Consider the following 18,899-nt stretch of genomic DNA (forward strand, 5'->3'; position numbering starts at 1 on the left):
AGAACAATAGTTCGAAAAAACACAACTATTGTAACTGTTTAAATTAATTCTGAATTGTTAAACTATTAGTAACTTCCTAGAAAACACACAGAAAACCAATTCTGTCAGGAGGGATACAAATGGATCAAGGATTACATTTATTTCCGTATCAGGTAAATGCATTGGTCGAAGCGGTGTCTGAGGTGCCAGAAGGTATTGAGATGATTGAGGCCCCGAAAATCTGGGAGAAATCGAAAGGTAAGGGAATCACGGTTGCGATATTGGACACAGGCTGTGATGAAACCCATCCTGATTTGAGTGAGCGGATTATCGGCGGTCGAAATTTCACAAATGATGATAATGGAAATCCTGATGTATACACTGACTATAATGGCCATGGAACACATGTGGCTGGCACAATTGCTGCCATCCAAAATGACAAGGGCGTAATTGGTGTTGCACCTGAAGCAAGTTTACTGATTTTAAAAGTACTTGATAAAAATGGATCAGGGCAATACGACTGGATCATAAATGGAATTAACTATGCGGTTGAACAAAAGGTGGATATCATTTCTATGAGCCTCGGTGGTTCTGAGGATGTACCTGAATTGCATCGAGCGATTCAAAACGCAGTGGCTAACCAAATTCTAGTAGTTTGTGCTGCTGGAAATGAGGGTGATGGACAGGATTCTTCCGATGAATGGGCCTATCCCGGCTCCTACAATGAAGTGATCAGTGTCGGTGCCATTAATCTGCAAAGACGTTCTTCTGAATTTTCAAACTCGAATAATGAGGTCGACTTAGTTGCTCCTGGTGAAGAGATTCTTTCAACCTTTTTAAATGGAAAATATGCAAAACTAAGCGGAACTTCGATGGCAACACCGCATGTATCCGGTGCACTTGCGCTTATAAAGGAAATTGCCAACAAAAACTTTGAGCGAAATCTGACAGAACCTGAACTTTATGCACAATTAATAAAGAGAACAATTCCTCTAGGAAACTCGCCAAAACTCGAAGGCAACGGATTGCTGTACTTAACAACAGTGGACTACTTATCGGATTTGTTCAACCAAAAATTGTCTGCTCAACTGTTGAAAATATAATGGAAAAGCTAGAGGTCTATCAGAAATAAAGAGATTGGGAGGAAAGCAGCCATTCGGCTGCTTTTTGTAATTATTATACTTTGTCAGAATAGTGCCAAATAATATTTTTAGATTTATTTGAATTCTCCAAATTTTGTTATATAATATCGATATAATTATAGAAAAGGTGGCGAGAAAATGAAAGCGCTTAAATCAATTGTAATCTGGGGATTAATTGCAGCCCTCGGAGCAGCGGGATTCGCAGTAATGGCCCTAAATAGCGGCGAGAGCATTAATGCTATTTGGCTCTTAACAGCTGCTGTTTGTGTTTATGCAATTGCCTACCGTTTTTACAGCAAGTTTATTGCGAATAAGGTGTTTCAGCTTGATGACAAACGTAAAACACCTGCAGAAATACATAACGATGGAAAGGACTATGTTCCGACAAATAAATGGGTACTATTTGGACATCACTTTGCGGCCATTGCCGGTGCTGGGCCATTAGTCGGTCCCATTCTTGCAGCGCAAATGGGTTATTTACCTGGAACATTGTGGATTGTAGTCGGTGTTGTTTTAGCTGGGGCGGTTCAGGACTTTATTATTCTTTTCGGCTCTATGCGCCGAGACGGAAAGTCACTCGGTGAAATGATTAAGGACGAAATGGGACGTGTCACAGGCCTTATTTCAATGATTGGTATTTTAGGAATCATGGTTATCTTATTAGCTGTTTTAGCATTGGTCGTTGTGAAGGCCCTAGTGGGAAGTCCATGGGGAATGTTTACAATCGCCGCTACCATTCCAATTGCTATCTTTATGGGGATTTATATGCGTTATATTCGTCCAGGCCGTGTTGGAGAAGCTTCCTTAATTGGGATTGTATTATTGCTTCTTTCACTATTCTTCGGACAAACCGTTTCGGAAAATCCAACGTTAGCAGCTATGTTTACTTTTAAAGGTGAAACGATTGCAATCATGATGATTATTTATGGTTTTGTTGCATCTGTTTTACCTGTATGGCTTCTTCTTGCACCACGTGATTATTTGAGTACATTTTTAAAGGTAGGGACCATCTTTGGACTTGCATTAGGAATCATTTTTGTTGCACCGAATCTCGAAATGCCGGGTGTTACAAATTTCATTGACGGTTCAGGTCCAGTCTTTGCAGGAAATCTTTTCCCATTCTTATTTATTACAATTGCCTGTGGTTCTGTTTCCGGGTTCCATGCTTTGGTTTCCTCAGGTACAACACCTAAAATGATTGAACGTGAATCACATGCCCGTCCAATCGGTTATGGAGCCATGCTTACAGAATCTTTTGTTGCTGTTATGGCCATGATTGCTGCCTGTGTATTGACACCTGGTATTTACTTTGCCATTAACAGTCCGCCTGCCGTAATTGGTACGGATGTTGTCCAAGCTGCCACTACGATATCGAACTGGGGCTTTACCATCTCTCCTGATGATCTGAAAACACTTGCCAATGATGTTGGAGAACAAACCATTCTTTCAAGAACTGGCGGTGCACCGACACTTGCCATTGGTATGGCCGTCATATTTTCGAATGTAATCGGCGGAAAGGCGCTTATGGCATTTTGGTACCATTTCGCCATCCTATTTGAAGCACTATTTATTTTAACAACGATTGATGCAGGAACACGTGTTGGACGTTTTATGATTCAAGATCTTATCGGTACAGCTTATAAGCCGTTTGCTAAAACGGATGCGTTAATTCCAAATATTATCGCAACGGCGCTATGTGTACTGTTTTGGGGTTACTTCTTATATCAAGGTGTAATTGACCCGCTTGGAGGAATTAATACTTTATGGCCGCTGTTCGGTATTGCAAACCAAATGCTGGCCGCGATTGCTCTGCTGCTTGGTACGACCATTCTCTATAAAATGGGCAAAAAAGCATATGTTTGGGTAACGTTGCTTCCGACAACATGGCTGCTCATTGTCACTTTAACTGCAGGCTGGCAAAAAATATTCCATGATAATCCAAAAATCGGTTTCCTTGCCCATGCTAACATTTTTAAAGAGGCATATAATAATGGAAAAGTACAAGCACCTGCAACATCACCGGCACAAATGAAACAAGTTCTGATAAATGATTATGTTGATACGACGTTATGTGCTATTTTTATGGCAGTTGTCATTGTTGTATTAATTTCTGCGATCAGGATTTGGATTAAAGTCATAAAAAACCACAAATTACCATTGCATGAGACACCGCCTGTGCCTCGCGACGGAGGAGATTTGAAACATTATGCTTAACAAGTTAAAGGAAATCATCTCGTACAGAAGGCAATTCCTTAGTCTTCTTGTCGGCGTTCCTAGCTACGAAACATACGTCGATCATATGAAAAAGCACCATCCCGGGGATTCAGTGAAATCCAGAAAAGAATTTTTCTGTGAAGCACAGGAAGCCCGCTACAACGCCAAAGGCGGTAAAGTTTCAAGATGCTGTTAATAAGAAAAAAAGAACAAAGAAGGTTAGTCAAACACCTTCTTTGTTTTTTAATGTCTTTATATTAAAGAAAAAGAAATCCTTCGAACCAAACGGAACGAACGATTTCTTTAAAAAAAACAGTAATTCTGAAAACTTAATGCCTTTTCTTTTTAATACACATCACGTTGATAATGTCCTTGCTTTTGCATATCTTTGAGATACGCTTCGGCTGCATCGCGTGTCATTGCACCTTCTTTTTCAATCACGTTTATTATTGCCTCGTTAACGTCCTTCGCCATACGTTCTTTATCCCCACAAACGTAGAAATAAGCTCCTTTTTCAAGCCACTCAAATATTTCCTTGCTATTTTCAAGCATTTTATGTTGAACATAAACTTTTTGAGCCCCATCGCGGGAGAACGCAGTATCTAATTTTGTCAGGACTCCATCTTGTTGATATTTTTCTAACTCATCTTGATAAAGAAAATCCGAGGCAGCATGCTGATCTCCAAAAAATAGCCATGACCGGCCTGTCGCTTTTTTCACTGCATGCTCCTGTATAAAGGAACGAAATGGTGCAATTCCTGTTCCAGGACCTACCATGATAATATCTTTATCTGGGGACTCCGGCAAATGAAAATGTTTATTTGCTTGCACATAGACCGGTAGTGTATCTCCCTCTTGAACACGTTCAGCACATAAAACAGAACAAACGCCTTTTCTCTCACGGCCGTTCGCCGTGTAGCGTACAGTGCCAATGGTTAGATGAACTTCATCAGGAGTAGCATTAAAGCTGCTTGCAATCGAATAGAGACGCGGTGTCATTTTTCTTAGTAATGAGACGATCTCTTGTGCAGAAGCCTTCCATGGGCCAAAATCACGTAACATATCAAGCAAGTCACGCCCATAGCAATATCCCTTAAGCTGGTCTGCATTTTCAATCAACAAAAGCTTTTGTAACTCTTCGTTTTCTGTAAATGCAGCTGTCTGTTGTAAAATTTTCTTCGATAGAAGTGTAATTTCAAAATAGCTGGTTAGCGCTTTCTTAAGCGGTAGTGTTTCACCTTGTTTACCTACCGTTACAATCTCTTCTTCATCCCAATCCATTTCATTAAGAATGGAAGCCACAAGTTCCGGGTCATTTGAAGGGACAACGCCAAGTGCGTCGCCAGGGTTATAAGAAAAACCTGAACCTTTTAATGATAATTCAATATGCCTCGTTTCCTTACTTGACCCTGCTCCATTCAAATTAATATTTTTAAGAACCTTCGCTTGAAATGGATTAGTCCTTGAAAATGGCAGTTTGTCACTTTTGGTATTTTTCGGGTTTTCCAAAGTTTGTTGCATAGCTTTTTACCTCCAAAAGTTATATATAGATAAGATAACATAATAATAGAGTATCAGATGTGTATTTTAACACACAATGACTAAATAATGTTAAACTTCATACATTTTGCTCTATTCAATCAATGTCCTTTTAAGCAAAATATCCGCCTTTCCTTTTTGGAAAAGCGGATTTTTAAGATTTCTTATTATTTTAATACAAGCTGCGACAAACAGTCCACATGTTCCGTTTAAGATATTTTCTTCAGGGAATATTTACAATCAAAATTAATAAAAAAACTACTATAAAAAGAAAGCCGCTGGCCATTTTAAAGAATGAACAGCGGCCTTTTTCGTATTTTATTTTGTCAGAACTTCAAAGTTATTGCTTATAAAATCTTCCACTTTGCTTTTTATGGAATCATCAAGATTTAATGCAGGAGAAATAAAAGCTGTATCATATCCTAATACCCTTTGATGTACTGCCTCCTTTATTGCAATAAGCAAAGGCTGGCTGAAATCATAAATAGATGTTAAGGAAACTAATTTTTGATGATGCTCCAATGCCTTTTTATAGTTTTCATTTTTAAATTCATTGTATAAATTAACTGATTGTTCAGGAGCAAAAACGGATGTTCCGTTAATGGCCCCTGCTGCACCTATCTGAAGTCCAGGGAGGATTAGATCATCAAAAGCAGCAAAAACAGCAAAATCATCTCTAACTTTCTTCGTTTCTGTAATAAGCTGGCGGATATGCGTCATGCTTTCGATGGTATCCTTAATACCAACAATATTACTTCGGCTTTCAGCAAGGCGTGCAATCAGTTGAGGGGAAAGGCTTTGCCCTGTCAGCATTGGAATATTATAGATTAAAACAGAAATATCAATGCTGTCAGCAATTGACGTATAGTATTCAAAAAGCTGGTCTTCGGTAAATTTCCAATAGAATGGGCTTACAACAAGGACACCATCGGCACCGCTTTCCTGAGCATGCCGTGACAATTCAATGGTATCAGCAGGAGAAGGTGTTCCAGTTCCAATCAGGACTGGGACCCTTTTATCTACGTGGCGAATCATTTCTTCAGCAAATTTCTTTCTTTTTTCAATCGGCAGCGAAGAAAATTCCCCGGTACTGCCCATAAATAAAATTCCGTTGACTCCCTGGCTGATTAGGTAATCAGCCAGTTTCTTGTTTGCTTCCCAGTTGAATTCGCCGACTTCATGAAACAATGTGACTACTGGAGGGATTATCCCATGAAATTTAACTCTTTCATTAACCACGTATCCATCTTCCCTTCTTTTAATAAGGCTCTTTTCGTAAACTTTTTTGCTTTTGGAGTTTAATAAGGGTCATTTACTAATATTCTAGGCAATTTTCGCAAATGTTCTTACGAAAAGATGCCACGAAGCATCTAGTTAAACGGGTTGATGAACTTTTACGAAAAACAACAATCTATGCGAAAATAGCCTTTAATAAACGCTTCCCTTATCGGACAATCCTTGTTTCCAGGCTGCCCAAGCCTTCGATAACAACTTCAATGGTATCGCCATCCTTCAGCCATTCCTTTTTCTCTTCAGGCAAGCCCATAATAACACCTTCAGGAGTCCCTGTTAAAATAACATCTCCTGGATAGAGAGTCATATATTGAGAGACATACGAAATAATTTCTTTGCAATTAAAAATCATATCTGAAGTATTTGAATCCTGGCGAAGTTCTCCATTCACATACGTTTTAATTCCAAGATTGTTTGGATTGTGAATTTCATCTGCTGTGACCAAATAGGGTCCCAGAGGACAAAATCCATCTAGCGTTTTTCCAAGAAGCCATTGAGAGCTCTTAAATTGAAGATCTCTTGCGGAAAGGTCATTCGAGCAGCTATAGCCAAAGACATAATCTAAAGCATCTTCCTCTTTAATATTTTGGCCCTCTTTGCCAATAACAATGGCTAGTTCCGCTTCATAATCTACCTGATGGATAGTTTCCGTGATTTTAACCTGCTGTTTATGAGAAGAAAGAGTGTTTGAAAACTTACTGAACAATAAAGGGAACTCAGGCGGTGCCATGCCTGATTCTTCAGCATGCTTACGATAATTTAATCCTACACAAATGATTTTTTGAGGATCGGTAACACTTGGTCCAAAAGAAATATTAGTTTCCTCCAGAAGAACCTCCGAATCACGATCAGGTATATTTTCCGCTATTTGTTTTACTGCATTAATAGCGGCTTCACCCTTCAAAATTAATTCCATTATTGTTTCAGGAATTTCCGTCTTTTCCTGTTTTTGTGCTGCAGACCCTAAATCCAGGATTCCACCAGCAGTGAGCAAACCTAAAGCCAGTTTGCCGTCTTTTTCAAAGGATATAAATTTCATTTCTACGCCTCCAAAAGTAAATTAGGTTCTCCCCCCATCGTGGAGGAGAACCAATCATGCTTAAGCTTTTACGAAAACAGTTTTTATGGAAGTAAAGAACTCTATGGCTGCCTGCCCCTGTTCACGTGAGTGTGAGCTTGATTGCTTCATTCCTCCAAATGGAGCCTGCAGCTCGACACCGGCTGTTTCAGCATTTACCCTTACAAGGCCGGCTTCAATATCATTGATGAATGCAAGGATATTTGAAATATCTTTTGTATAAATAGAAGCACTTAAGCCGTATTCTGTATCATTAGCCAATTCAAGCGCTTCTTCAAAAGAATTGATCCGGATCAAGGCTAGTACAGGACCGAAAATTTCTTCCCTGGCAATGCTCATATTATTGTTAACATTATCAAAAACAGTTGGCTCAACATAAAAACCATTTTCTAGGCCATTACCTGTTACTTTGTTTCCTCCATATAAAAGTTCCGCACCTTCTGCCTTTCCTTTTTCAATATATGAAAGAACTGTATTTAACTGGCTTTCACTGGCACAAGGACCCATCCAGGATTCACTTTCGAGTCCATGGCCAACTTTAAGCTCTTTCACTTTGGAAACTAGTTTTTCCCTAAAAGTTTCATAGACTTCATTATCGACAAATACCCTGCTGGTTGCCGTACATTTCTGCCCAGTAGATCTTAGGCCGCCGCTAATGGTTCCTTCGACAGCCAAATCCAAATCTGCATCCTTAGCAACGATTACCGGGTTCTTCCCACCCATTTCAAGCTGATATTTTGCACCTCTTGCAAAAGCAGCAGCACCGACTCTTTTTCCTGTATAGTCTGAACCGGTAAATGTAATCCCGTTTACATCCGGATGTTCAACAAGGCCTTGACCAATGACGGAGCCTGAACCAGTTACAAAATTAACAACACCAGCCGGGAACCCTGCTTCATGGAAGCATTCAATTACTTTAGCAGCTGTAACTGCAGTTTCTGTAGCCGGTTTAATAACAATAGTGTTTCCATATATTAAGGCCGGCGCCATTTTCCAAATTGGAATGGCAACAGGGAAATTCCATGGGGAAATGACCCCAACGACACCAAGCGGCGTCCTTGTTGTAAACATGAGAGCTTCATTATCAGAAGAAGGGATGACATCTCCGATTTTTCTCATTCCTTCGCCAGCATAGTAACGGAGAATACCAATACCTCTCGCTGTTTCCCCTTTGGCTTCGGGCAATGTTTTTCCCATTTCGCGTGTCATTGTTTCTGCAATTTCATCTAAACGGCTTTCAAGGACATTGGCTGCTTTGTAAAGGAAATCGCCTCTTGCAGCACCAGAAAGCTTGCGCCAGTTAATTTTGGCACTCTTTGCTGCAGCAACAGCCTGATCAAGGTCTTCTTTTCCAGAAAGCTGTACATAACCCACAATTTCGTTCCTGTCTGCTGGATTGATGCTTTTTACTGTATTACTTTCTATAGAAGAAACCCATTCTCCATTAATATAGTTATTAAATGTTTTGGCTTGTGTTTGTGTAGTCATTTTGTTCTCCTTCCTATTTGAAATAGATTAAAAAGTAGGGCCAATTCGCCAAATTCCAAAATCATGCTGTTTTAAAATTTCAGCTTTGGTCAGCTTTCCTGAGCTCACTTGACCAATCTCTTGAAAGATTCTTTTGCCGACTTCATCGACGGATTCTTCGCCATCAATGATGGTTCCAGCATCCATATCAATGTTTTCACTCATCTTATTAAAAATAGGTGTATTCGTAGAAATCTTAATCACTGGAACAATAGGAGAGCCGGTTGGTGTCCCTCTTCCGCTTGTAAAAAGAACAACCTGCACTCCGCCAGCTGCCATCCCTGTCAATTGTTCAATATCGTGGCCTGGGGTATCCATCCATACAAGCCCCTTTTGAGTAGGTATCTGGGCATAATCAACGATTTCGGTTAAAGGGCTGGTGCCGGATTTCGCTGAAGCACCAAGAGACTTTTCTTCCAGGGAACTTAATCCGCCCTCTATATTTCCCGGGCTTGGGTTTCCTGTTCGAATATCGACACCCATTACAATTGCTCTTTTTTCCATCATGTCAATGATTTCATAAGCTCGTTTTGCTACTCTGTCATTTGTTGCCCGTTTGGCCAGCAGATGCTCGGCGCCGATAAGTTCAGTTGTTTCAGCAAGAATTGCAGTCCCTCCTGCCTCGACAATCATATCGCTTACAACGCCAACCGCAGGGTTTGCTGAAATTCCTGAACAAGCATCAGAACCCCCGCATTCCGTACCTATAATCAGTTCGCTGAAATGGCAGACCTCCCGCATTTGTGCAGAAGCTTCCTGGACCATTTTAGCCGCCGCTTTGGATCCTTCTGCAATTGCCATCAATGTTCCACCGCTATCCTGAATGGAAATAACTTCTACAGGCTTGCCGCTTTTGGCTATTTCTCCTGCAACACTTCTTGCCTGGTGTGTTTCACACCCTAAGCCAAGCACTACTACACCATAGACATTTGGGTTAAGCCCCATACCAACATATGTCCTGAAAGTTTGTTCGTAATCGACTCCCACCTGTGCACAACCATGCTGGTGAATAAAACTGACTGTTCCATGGACAAGCTGGGTAATCTGGTGTGCAGCCTGAGTCGCACAAGTAATCGTAGGCAAAATTAATACATGATTCCTGACCCCTACTTTACCATCAGGCCTTCTGTAACCCATGAAGGTTAGGCTATGATTAAGTTGCAACCTTATCTCCCCTTCCCCTTATCCCTTCCAGGTTATGAACATGAACATGTTCACCCGCAAGGATTTTTCTAGTGGCGCGTCCGATAACTTCGCCGTATTTTAAAATTTCTTCTCCCTGCTCAATATCAACTACTGCAAACTTGTGGCCAAACTTTATTTCTTCTGAAATCGTAACTTTAAAAGTTTGGCCCTGGCACGTTACTTCCACTTCCGAATCGGGTGGGATGGCCATTAAAGCAATGGCCACCTTATCGATTGGTTTCATCATTACAGTTTTTAAATTGCTTGCCATGATTACACCACCAAATACAGAATAATTAGAATTGTAAGGTTACTTCGCTTCTCTCTTAAAATACTACTTATTCTATTAATTTACAGCTTCTTTGCTTCGCTGCTGTTCTTTTACTGGATTGGACAGTACACCAATAGTTGATACTTCAATTTCAATTTGATCATCGTCTTGAAGAGTGAACTCATTTGGAGGAACAATGCATGTTCCTGTCAAAAGAACTGTTCCATCAAAAATATCATTATCTTTTACAAGGAAAGAAACGAGTTCGTCGAATCTTCTCTTTAACTGTGATGTATTTGCGGTTCCCTCAACAACCAACTTATTATTTCTATAAATACGGCAAGTTATTTGGAAATTATATGGATCCTCCACTGTTTCAGCCAGGCGGATAGCAGGCCCAACCGAACAGGAATGTTTCCAGATTTTCGCCTGAGGCAAATAAAGAGGATTTTCCCCTTCAATATCGCGACTGCTCATATCATTGCCAGCAGTATAACCGACAATTTTGCCTGACTTTGAAATGACCAAAGCTACCTCAGGTTCTGGAATTTGCCAATTGGAATCACTTCTTAAGTACACAGGCGTGTTTGGCCCGACTGTCCTTGCAGCCGTAGATTTAAAAAAGATTTCTGGCCTTTTTGCATCATAGACTTTGTCATAACAAGTTTCGACTTCGACTTTTCCGCCAGTAGCTTCATAGTTTCTTGCATCCCTGCTTTTCTCATATGTTACGCCGGAGGCCCAAACTTCAGGAGCTACAATCGGTACGAGAAGTTCCAGATCTTCAACCCTTTCTTTAAGCGGCATGACGCGGGAAATGGAAGTTTCAACAAGTTTTAAAGTTGTAATTCCTGATTTTTCAGCTGAATTAACCAGCTCCATAAAATCATTAAAAGGAATTGGGTAAACTTCCTCCTGATCAGTTAAGGCCGCAAGTACGAGTTGTGAATTATTGTCTAGAAAACGAATGATTCTCATTTCAAAACCCTCCTGTTTTATATTATAAAACTAAGTTTTATTATCGTGCCGTCCTCTGCCCGTTTGAGCAGAATTATTTGGCTACCTCGCCATATTATGAAGTTCATAGCCCAATTCACTGGAGATTTTGTCTGCAGCCTCTTTTAGTATGGCAACGGTTTGTTCGAGTTTTTCCCGGCTAACTGATGCGGAATGCTGGGACATGCTCATTGCCGCCACGACTGAACCGGTGTGGTCCCATATAGGTACAGCAATACAAGTAATTCCAGGTTCATTTTCTTCACTATCGATGGCAAAGCCATTTTTCTTAACTTTTTCAAGCTCGGCTACAAAAGAATCTTCATCCATAATTGTATTGGGCGTTTGCTGGATATACTCATAACCTCTAAGTATTTCCTTCAATTCCCGATCATTTTTATTTGCTATAAGTGCCTTTCCAACCGCACTGCAATGGACCGGAATCCTTCTTCCAATTCTTGAATATAAAACTGTCGCTGATGAGCCCTCTACTTTTTCAATATAAATACCTTCTTTGCCATCCAGGATGACCAAATGAACGGTATTCTGGGTTTTGGCCGATAGCTCAACTAAATATTTTTTGGCAATGGATCTTAAATCAAGCCTGCGGATAACAAGATTCCCACGTTCGAAAAGCTTCATCCCCAGCCTGTATTTACCATTGTCAACGTTTTGTTCGATATAGCCCTTAACCTGCAATGTTTTTAAGAGTGAATGGACAGTGCTTTTATGAAGCTGCATTCTCCCACTGATATCGGTGATTTTCAGTTCAGTTTCATATTCATCAAACAGGTCTAATATACTAAGAGCCCGCTCAACAGATTGAATAATTGGCATTTTCTTCATCCTTTGTAAACAATGTGTGTGAATCTATATTACCATATTAGCATGAAAGTCAAATGCCTCTGAATCTGCAAAACACTTTGAAGCACTGCTTTTTAGAGCTACTTATCTTCTATTTGCTGCCAATACAGTCATTCCACCTTCTTCTCCTGTGGGACCGAAGGAAAAAAATTTGACTTCCTGATGGCTTCTAAACGGGTAGAAAGATTTTATCTCCGCACTTCTACTCCCTGCTTTGGAACTCCCAGGCCAACGGCTCCATTTTTAGAGGTTTTCAAATGCGGTGCATATCGTTTGATCATACCTACCCCTATCTTCGCTCTTCTTAACCGTTCTCTTGAAAGAGCAACTGCAGTCTTTTCAAGATGTGTGCCTGAAGGGTAAATATTCGGTGCATTCCTCAACCCGAATTTAATATAAACAGGAGCTGCAACACGGATGATCTCAGGAATTTCATAATGCCTGATAAAACCGCCGACATCATCCGGAACTTCTACATAAATATCAATAGGGATATCAACTGCCTGCCTGATTGCGGCGAGGCGGGCAAGAGTTAAATCAGTAGGAACATTGAAAGTAGAAGCTCCAATATCTTCCATCAACTTAATGGACACAGGGTTCGCCTGCCCCATTTGTACGGAAATTTTAACAACAAGGTCTTCTGGAAGCTCTCCTTTTTTCTTAAACTCATTTACCAGCCAAAGCAATCCTTCATCAGCAACCAGTATGCTTCTGATTCCAAAATTACAGGCTCTCTTAATATCTTCAATAGAATATACGAGCTGGTCCATGCTTTCGACCCTGAGCCCGGTCACTTTACCCGCGCTTGCCCAGGACATTGGTGTAACATCCCAAGTCCCTCTTGGACCGACAAATAAACTAACTTCAAGGTTGTTATCCTGTCCTAGTTCAGCCATTTCTTTCAGCTCGTCATCTGTTAAAAGCATGATTCCGCTTCCCTGTGAAATTCTGTGAATTTCTACATCATAATCCTGGGATGCTTGAATGACTTCCCTAAAGGCAGCAGGCCCCTCGACACTTGGGATTTCAATTCTGTATAGGGCCCCATCTGGAAAAGTTTTTTGTGAATCTGGCAGGCTGTTAAGATCGCCGCTTGGGAATCCAAGGCTTTCAATAAACTTTCGTGTTTTTTCCATAGTTACTCTCTCCCATCGATATAATTCTTCTTATGCCAATTCTTCCTTTACAGGGAATAGGACGTCAGTTTTAAAATCAAAAACAGCATCTTCCGCTACAGCATATGGTACTACACCGTTTGCTGCATCCGTATGCCCTGCCATCCGATTGCTTGCTGCTACAAGTCTCTGGCGCTCGCGAATTTTAAGAAGCCTCTGTTCGCCAAGCTCCTGTCTTGCATTCTTTGTATCTTCAAAATTGAAAGATAATCTTCCATTCTGGAATTCTGTTTCATCCAAAAACTCTATTTTCTTGCTTCGGAGTTCAAGATAAAGAACATCGCCAGTTTGCAAGTAAAGGATGCCTCCGCCATTCTTGGCTTCTGGCGTCATATGCCCGATAGCTGCGCCATATGTAACACCAGAATATCTTCCATCACTTATTAGGGTTGCAATTCTTTTAAGTTTTCTGTTGGCGTTAATATGCTGCATAGGTGTAAACATTTCAGGCATGCCAAACGCTTCCGGCCCTTGCCCGGACACAATAATCGATATTTTTAAAGCGCCCTCCTCAACCATCTTTTCAAATAGCTGATCGTATTCCAGCGCCTTATATTGATCGTACTTTTCAAGGGCATTTTGCTTTAGCATTGCAAGCATAGAATCATAGTTGAATTCTTTGTTTTTCTTTATCTTATCCAATAGATTTTCATCCAGCAGGCTTGCATTGGCGCTTTCTTCATTATCATAGAAAAGGACGAATGATGCTTTTTTGTCGAAAGTATCGAGCTGATCTGTTGTCATCCCGCTAATTTTTACAACAGCACTTTCAAAGAAATTGCCTTTAATGACATCAACTCCGCTAAACAGCCTTCTTGGCTTTGATAAAATGATTGGATTCTCTTTTACTCCTAAAGCGGACAATTCATGCTTTTCAGATAGTCTTTCTGCCCAGGTTGAGCCCGTAACAGTTGGCGCCTCCAAATTCATGGGAACGCCATTTTGGATAAGTTCATAAAACAAAGTATCCATCCCTCTGATTTGGCCGCTGCAGCATTGCATCGCAAGGGCAAAAATGTCCCGACCTTCGGTAAGGCTGTAATTGAACAAATCTGGAATAGGAACTTCGTGGTGAATCTGGTCGTAATCCCATAAATCAAATTTATAGCCGCCATAAAGCATACCGGCAACTATATGCATCATTAAGTTCGTGGAACCTCCTGAAGCGCTGTGAATTCTAATCGCGTTCTTTATATTGGCTGCCATGATGTTGGCAACACCAAATACAGGATTGTTTATCATAATCGCAAGTGAATCAACAGCTTGGTTTACTTCGAACTGCGTAGGAGGAGCAGTCAAAAGCTCCAATGCCGGGTGGACAAGCCCCATTCCAGCAACAAGATGCCTTGAACTGTTTCCGGTACCATTGAATGCACACACACCGCCTTGGCCGTCGCAAGTTGCAACTGCAAGCCTTTTCTCATAATCTTCATGCTGCTCTTTGGAAATAATGCCTCTTTCCCTGGCTCTCTCCAATACTCCCTGAAATGCCGTGTTGGAAGAACATTGGAGAATGTACGCTAATGCATCCCTTAAATCATAGGCAATATCCTCTGCTCCGGAAGCTTCTGCATTTACCGCCACTTCTTCAAGTTCTGCAAAAAGATAATCAGGAATAGTGCCTCCTTTTAGAACATGGGCAGGTGCAAAAGTTGCAATAAATGGCGCTTCATTTCGATGCCTTCTTATGCGGTCCAGATGGGCAAGCGCTGAAACAACACCAAGAGGCTGCTTATCGCATCCCTGAATAACAAATGCTCCATGGTAGCTGTGCGCTTCCATCTGGTTTACGACCATCTGGGCAACGGCATTTCTGCTCTGAAGGGAATAACTCATACCCTGGTTGCTTTGTGCAGTTCCATCACACATAACAGGGGTCGAAAACTGGAATGGAACACCGCCGTTTTGCCATATCCGGATAGCAGCCCTCGCGATTGTTTGGAAATCCATGATATGTGCGGGATGGTCAGGCGATCCCCCAATGATGGCAATACGCGGCGCATTGTTGTGAAGTCTGTCATAAATCTCTCCAAGTGTCCAGTCCGGCTGGACCCCTTTCAGTTCTGTACTAAGTATTTGCTTGGAGCGATCCAATAAACCCGCAACACAAATAGGTTCATTTGCCTTTCCCTGGACGTTATCCCGATAAGGATTTACCTTATTTTCAATATAAGGATACTTCACTGTCATAATTGAACAACCCTTTCCCTAATGCAAAATTGCATTCTAATATACTTGCTCCATACCCTCTGAGGAAAAATCCATTTCTATAGGCTCAGATAGTATTTCAATAGATTCATTCTGCCTGGCTTCTTCAAGCAGGGATTCTGAGATCCATATTTCTTGAATATCAAGTGTATTTTTTATTCTTACGACCCGGGCTTTACTTAAGTCAAAGGCATTGCACGTTTTTATTGCTGCCTTTACAGCCAGTTCCTCGTTCTCCAAAATCATTGGAAGCTTTACCACATCAATCACGGTACTTGTTAAGGCGTTCGCATATCCTTTTTCCAAAGCGGTTTCATCAAGAACTTTTTTAATAGACATGTCAGCCATTCCAATTCCATTTGCATTCCCGTGTGTCTTTTTTGTTAAGCCCAAAACAGCGATCCTCGTTACCTTCGGCCCGCCGCCTGCATAAGGCGTTGCATATCTTCCAGTAATATTTGGATCCATTCCATCGCCGGAAATATCTTTTCCAATTTCATCAACAACCAGAACATCAATTGGATCAAACATAATTCTTGGCATCAGTGACTTGGCTTCCAGCAATAATGCAGGTTCTATTGTAAAAATTTCCTCAGAAGGAATGGCAACTATTTTCGCCGGGCGGTCATAGGCATTCTCCAATGTCCCAAGCCCAAAAATGATTGGAACCCTGTCAATTGCAATTTTAGCCATTTCTACAACATGTTCTGCCATATATTTAAAGCTGTACGCATGGGCCGCTTCCGCACCTTTTTGTTTTCCCAGGCCAATCGTTATCATCTTCATTAGGCCACTTTCAACAGGCCCCCGAAACGCAGTATGTGGTTTAATCCTGTTAATAACAATTATCTTATCAGCTTCATAGGCATGTTTATCGATATAGATTGGAAGGCCATTTTCAAGCCTTCCAATCTCTACGACCTCCATACTGGATTTGACAGGGGCTCCTGTTGATCCTTCCGTTACTCCCAGCTGCTTAAGCACATCTTCCTGGCCTTCAGCTGTTGCTCCGCCATGGCTGCCCATCGCAGGTACGATAAAAGGATTTCCTCCGGCTTTTTTTACCGCATATGCCGTTTCCCTTACCAAAATTGGCAGGTCTGCTACTCCCCTTGATCCTACTGCAATCGCTACATGATCTCCTGGTTTGATCCGGTCCATTACCTTTGCATCGGCAATTGCTTCCCGGACTGCTTCTTCCACATTTTCTATTTCAGGGGCATGAAATTTTTGCCTGACTTTCACCATCTTGGGAATCGGAATTCCCCGTAAGAGCTCATTAATAATTTCCAATTCCCATCATCTCCCGGGATCATTTAAACTATTTTCGTACCTTGTCGATTTCTGCATTTAGCTCATCAACCAAGTCTTTTCCGAACTTTTCTGCAAACTTTTCTGTTACTGGAGCAATGATTTCCTTCATTTTCGCTTTTTCTTCATCAGAAACTTCATTAACCTTCATGCCAGCAGCTTTAAGATCTTCAACTGCCTTCTTATCTTCTTCGCGGCTCAATTGGCGCTGATATTTTCCAGCTTCTATAGCTGCATCCTTCAGGATTTTTTGCTCTTCTTCAGAAAGTCCGTCCCAGAACTTCTTGCTAACAAGGAAAACAAACGGAGTGTAAACATGCTTTGTAAGGCTCAAATAATCCTGAACTTCATTGAATTTATTTGACTTAATAGTTGCAAGCGGATTTTCCTGTCCATCAACAGTTTTGCTCTCCAAGGCTGTAAATACTTCGGAGAACGCCATTGGAGTAGGGTTCGCACCAAGTTCCTTGAAAGCGGCAAGGTGGACTTCGTTTTGCATAGTTCTGACTTTCAAGCCTTTAAAATCTTCCGCAGTTTCAACGGGGTGTTTGCTGTTTGTCAGCTGGCGGAAGCCATTTTCCCAGTAGCCCAGTCCAATAAGCCCATGCTCCGGAAGTTTATCAAGTAGCTTTTGGCCGACAGGGCCATCAAGAACCGCATCTGCCTCTTCACCATTATTAAATAGGAATGGGAAGTCAAAAATTCCATATTCCTTTATCATTCCTACAAGAGGAGAAGTGGATGGAATGGTAATTTCCTGCATTCCTCCTTGAAGTGCTTCCGTCATTTTCTGGTCATCGCCAAGAGTTGCAGCATAGAAAGGCTTAACTTTTAATTTTCCTCCGCTCTTCTCTGATACAATTTCAGCAAATTTTTTCAGTCCAAGCCCTTCGGGATGATCTTCATTTAATCCAATACCTGCTTTGATGGTCCTTTCCTGGATACTGCTTGATTTTCCTTTGTTTTCACCATTGGTACTGCCGCCAGTTGAGCTTGAACCGCATGCACTTAACAGAAGCATACTTGGTAGAATTAGTCCTACACCGATTTTCTTAATCCAATTTTTCATTCTTTATCCCCCTTTTATTTAACCAGTTCGCTATATCTTTCTAATGAAACGCCTTCTTCCAGTCCTGATTGCATTTTTACATCTCTGTTTACAAGATATTTCGGATACTCGCCGTGTACAAGGACATCAACGACACCCATTGCTGCCTTCAATCGCATTTCTTTTTCTGCTTCTTCTGAATACCATGCTACATGTGGAGTAACGATAACATTTTCCATCGATAGGAAAGGATGGTTATGGTTAATTGGTTCTTCTTCAACAACATCCAATGCTGCACCGGAAACTTTTCCGTTTTGCAATGCCTCAATTAGTGCCTGCTCGTCAATGACCGGACCTCTTGCTGTATTGACAATCAATGGAGCTTTTTTCATCCTTGCAAAAAGCTCCTTGCCTATCATTCCTTTAGTACTTGGTGTAAGCGGGGCATGTACCGAAATTACATCTGATTGTTCAGCAAGAGTTTCCAGAGATACCAAAGTTACACCTTTTTTCTTTGCTTCTTTGGCAGGAAAGTATGGATCCGCTGCTATAACATTGAAGCCCAGGGGTATTACTTTTTCAGCCAGTGTTTGTGGTATCTTGCCAAACCCAACCAGGCCAAGAGTTTGGCCTCTAAAACGGTGAATAGGCTTTGTCACTTTAAAATCCCAATTTCCATTTTTCACTTGGTTGTTTGCCAACACAATTTTCCTAGTCCAGGAAAGGATAAGGGCTAATGCATGATCTGAAACTTCATCCATACAATAATCGGGTACATTTGCTACACAAATTCCCTTTTGTGTAGCCGCTTCCAAATCTGTTGTATTTACACCCACTCCATATCTGGTAATAACCTGACATTTTTCAAGAGATTCTATTACTCTTTTACTTAAAGGTGCATATTGATTAATGATTCCGTCAGCATCTTTACAAGCACTTATTACTTCTTCCTCAGTACTGCACTGGGTACCGACCAATTCGATTTCTTTATGCCCTTCAAAAACCTGCTCTTCATAGCGAAGGTCATCATATTCCCAATCGGTAATGACTACTTTATATTTACTCATTA

General features: G+C 41.1%; 16 protein-coding genes. 3 read left to right on the top strand and 13 right to left on the bottom strand.

What is annotated here, in order from left to right:
- Positions 1-119: 119 nt before the first annotated feature.
- The 3 genes from ACJ004_RS07575 (at position 120) to ACJ004_RS07585 (ending at position 3,531) form a co-directional block, all read left to right on the top strand.
- Positions 120-1,082, top strand: a complete 963-nt coding sequence (locus ACJ004_RS07575; RefSeq protein WP_410892235.1) for a S8 family peptidase — start codon at positions 120-122, stop codon at positions 1,080-1,082.
- 177 nt (positions 1,083-1,259) lie between these two features.
- Entirely contained in the window at positions 1,260-3,335 is a 2,076-nt protein-coding gene (locus ACJ004_RS07580) for a carbon starvation CstA family protein (RefSeq protein WP_410892236.1), read from the top strand.
- A complete protein-coding gene (locus ACJ004_RS07585) occupies positions 3,328-3,531 on the top strand; it encodes a YbdD/YjiX family protein (protein ID WP_410892237.1) in 204 nt (67 codons plus the stop codon). Before ACJ004_RS07580 ends, ACJ004_RS07585 begins: the two co-directional genes overlap by 8 nt.
- 149 nt (positions 3,532-3,680) lie before the next feature.
- On the opposite strand, the gene ACJ004_RS07590 is transcribed toward ACJ004_RS07585, so the two are convergent.
- The 13 genes from ACJ004_RS07590 to ACJ004_RS07650 form a co-directional block, all read right to left on the bottom strand.
- Positions 3,681-4,856: a sulfite reductase subunit alpha gene (locus ACJ004_RS07590; RefSeq protein ID WP_410892238.1), complete on the bottom strand. Its 1,176-nt coding sequence runs from the start codon at positions 4,854-4,856 to the stop codon at positions 3,681-3,683.
- Positions 4,857-5,192: 336 nt separating this feature from the next.
- Positions 5,193-6,113, bottom strand: coding sequence for a dihydrodipicolinate synthase family protein (locus ACJ004_RS07595; RefSeq protein ID WP_410892240.1), 921 nt, complete (start codon positions 6,111-6,113; stop codon positions 5,193-5,195).
- A 205-nt stretch (positions 6,114-6,318) separates the two neighbouring features.
- Entirely contained in the window at positions 6,319-7,206 is an 888-nt protein-coding gene (locus ACJ004_RS07600; protein ID WP_410892241.1) for a fumarylacetoacetate hydrolase family protein, read from the bottom strand.
- A 60-nt stretch (positions 7,207-7,266) separates the two neighbouring features.
- Positions 7,267-8,733, bottom strand: coding sequence for an alpha-ketoglutaric semialdehyde dehydrogenase GucD (gene gucD / locus ACJ004_RS07605; protein WP_410892242.1), 1,467 nt, complete (start codon positions 8,731-8,733; stop codon positions 7,267-7,269).
- A 27-nt stretch (positions 8,734-8,760) separates the two neighbouring features.
- Positions 8,761-9,909 (bottom strand): UxaA family hydrolase, encoded by a 1,149-nt coding sequence (locus ACJ004_RS07610; RefSeq protein WP_410892644.1) that lies wholly within the window; start codon positions 9,907-9,909, stop codon positions 8,761-8,763.
- 16 nt (positions 9,910-9,925) lie between these two features.
- Positions 9,926-10,228: a UxaA family hydrolase gene (locus ACJ004_RS07615; RefSeq protein ID WP_410892244.1), complete on the bottom strand. Its 303-nt coding sequence runs from the start codon at positions 10,226-10,228 to the stop codon at positions 9,926-9,928.
- Between the two features lie 75 nt (positions 10,229-10,303).
- The gene (locus ACJ004_RS07620; protein ID WP_410892246.1) at positions 10,304-11,206 is read right to left on the bottom strand and encodes a fumarylacetoacetate hydrolase family protein; all 903 of its coding nucleotides are present in this window, start codon (positions 11,204-11,206) and stop codon (positions 10,304-10,306) included.
- Positions 11,207-11,287: 81 nt separating this feature from the next.
- On the bottom strand, positions 11,288-12,061 hold the full coding sequence (locus ACJ004_RS07625) for an IclR family transcriptional regulator (RefSeq protein ID WP_410892248.1): 774 nt from the start codon (positions 12,059-12,061) through the stop codon (positions 11,288-11,290).
- Between the two features lie 215 nt (positions 12,062-12,276).
- Positions 12,277-13,224: a U32 family peptidase gene (locus tag ACJ004_RS07630; RefSeq protein WP_410892250.1), complete on the bottom strand. Its 948-nt coding sequence runs from the start codon at positions 13,222-13,224 to the stop codon at positions 12,277-12,279.
- A 30-nt stretch (positions 13,225-13,254) separates the two neighbouring features.
- Positions 13,255-15,453 (bottom strand): dihydroxy-acid dehydratase domain-containing protein, encoded by a 2,199-nt coding sequence (locus ACJ004_RS07635; RefSeq protein WP_410892251.1) that lies wholly within the window; start codon positions 15,451-15,453, stop codon positions 13,255-13,257.
- 36 nt (positions 15,454-15,489) lie between these two features.
- Positions 15,490-16,764: a nickel pincer cofactor-dependent isomerase, group 22 gene (locus tag ACJ004_RS07640; RefSeq protein ID WP_410892252.1), complete on the bottom strand. Its 1,275-nt coding sequence runs from the start codon at positions 16,762-16,764 to the stop codon at positions 15,490-15,492.
- A 28-nt stretch (positions 16,765-16,792) separates the two neighbouring features.
- A complete protein-coding gene (locus ACJ004_RS07645; RefSeq protein ID WP_410892253.1) occupies positions 16,793-17,851 on the bottom strand; it encodes a TRAP transporter substrate-binding protein in 1,059 nt (352 codons plus the stop codon).
- A gap of 14 nt (positions 17,852-17,865) precedes the next feature.
- The gene (locus ACJ004_RS07650; protein WP_410892254.1) at positions 17,866-18,897 is read right to left on the bottom strand and encodes a C-terminal binding protein; all 1,032 of its coding nucleotides are present in this window, start codon (positions 18,895-18,897) and stop codon (positions 17,866-17,868) included.
- Positions 18,898-18,899: the final 2 nt, after the last annotated feature.

The sequence above is a fragment of the Neobacillus sp. 204 genome (genome assembly GCF_046562815.1).
GTDB lineage: Bacteria > Bacillota > Bacilli > Bacillales > Cytobacillaceae > Neobacillus.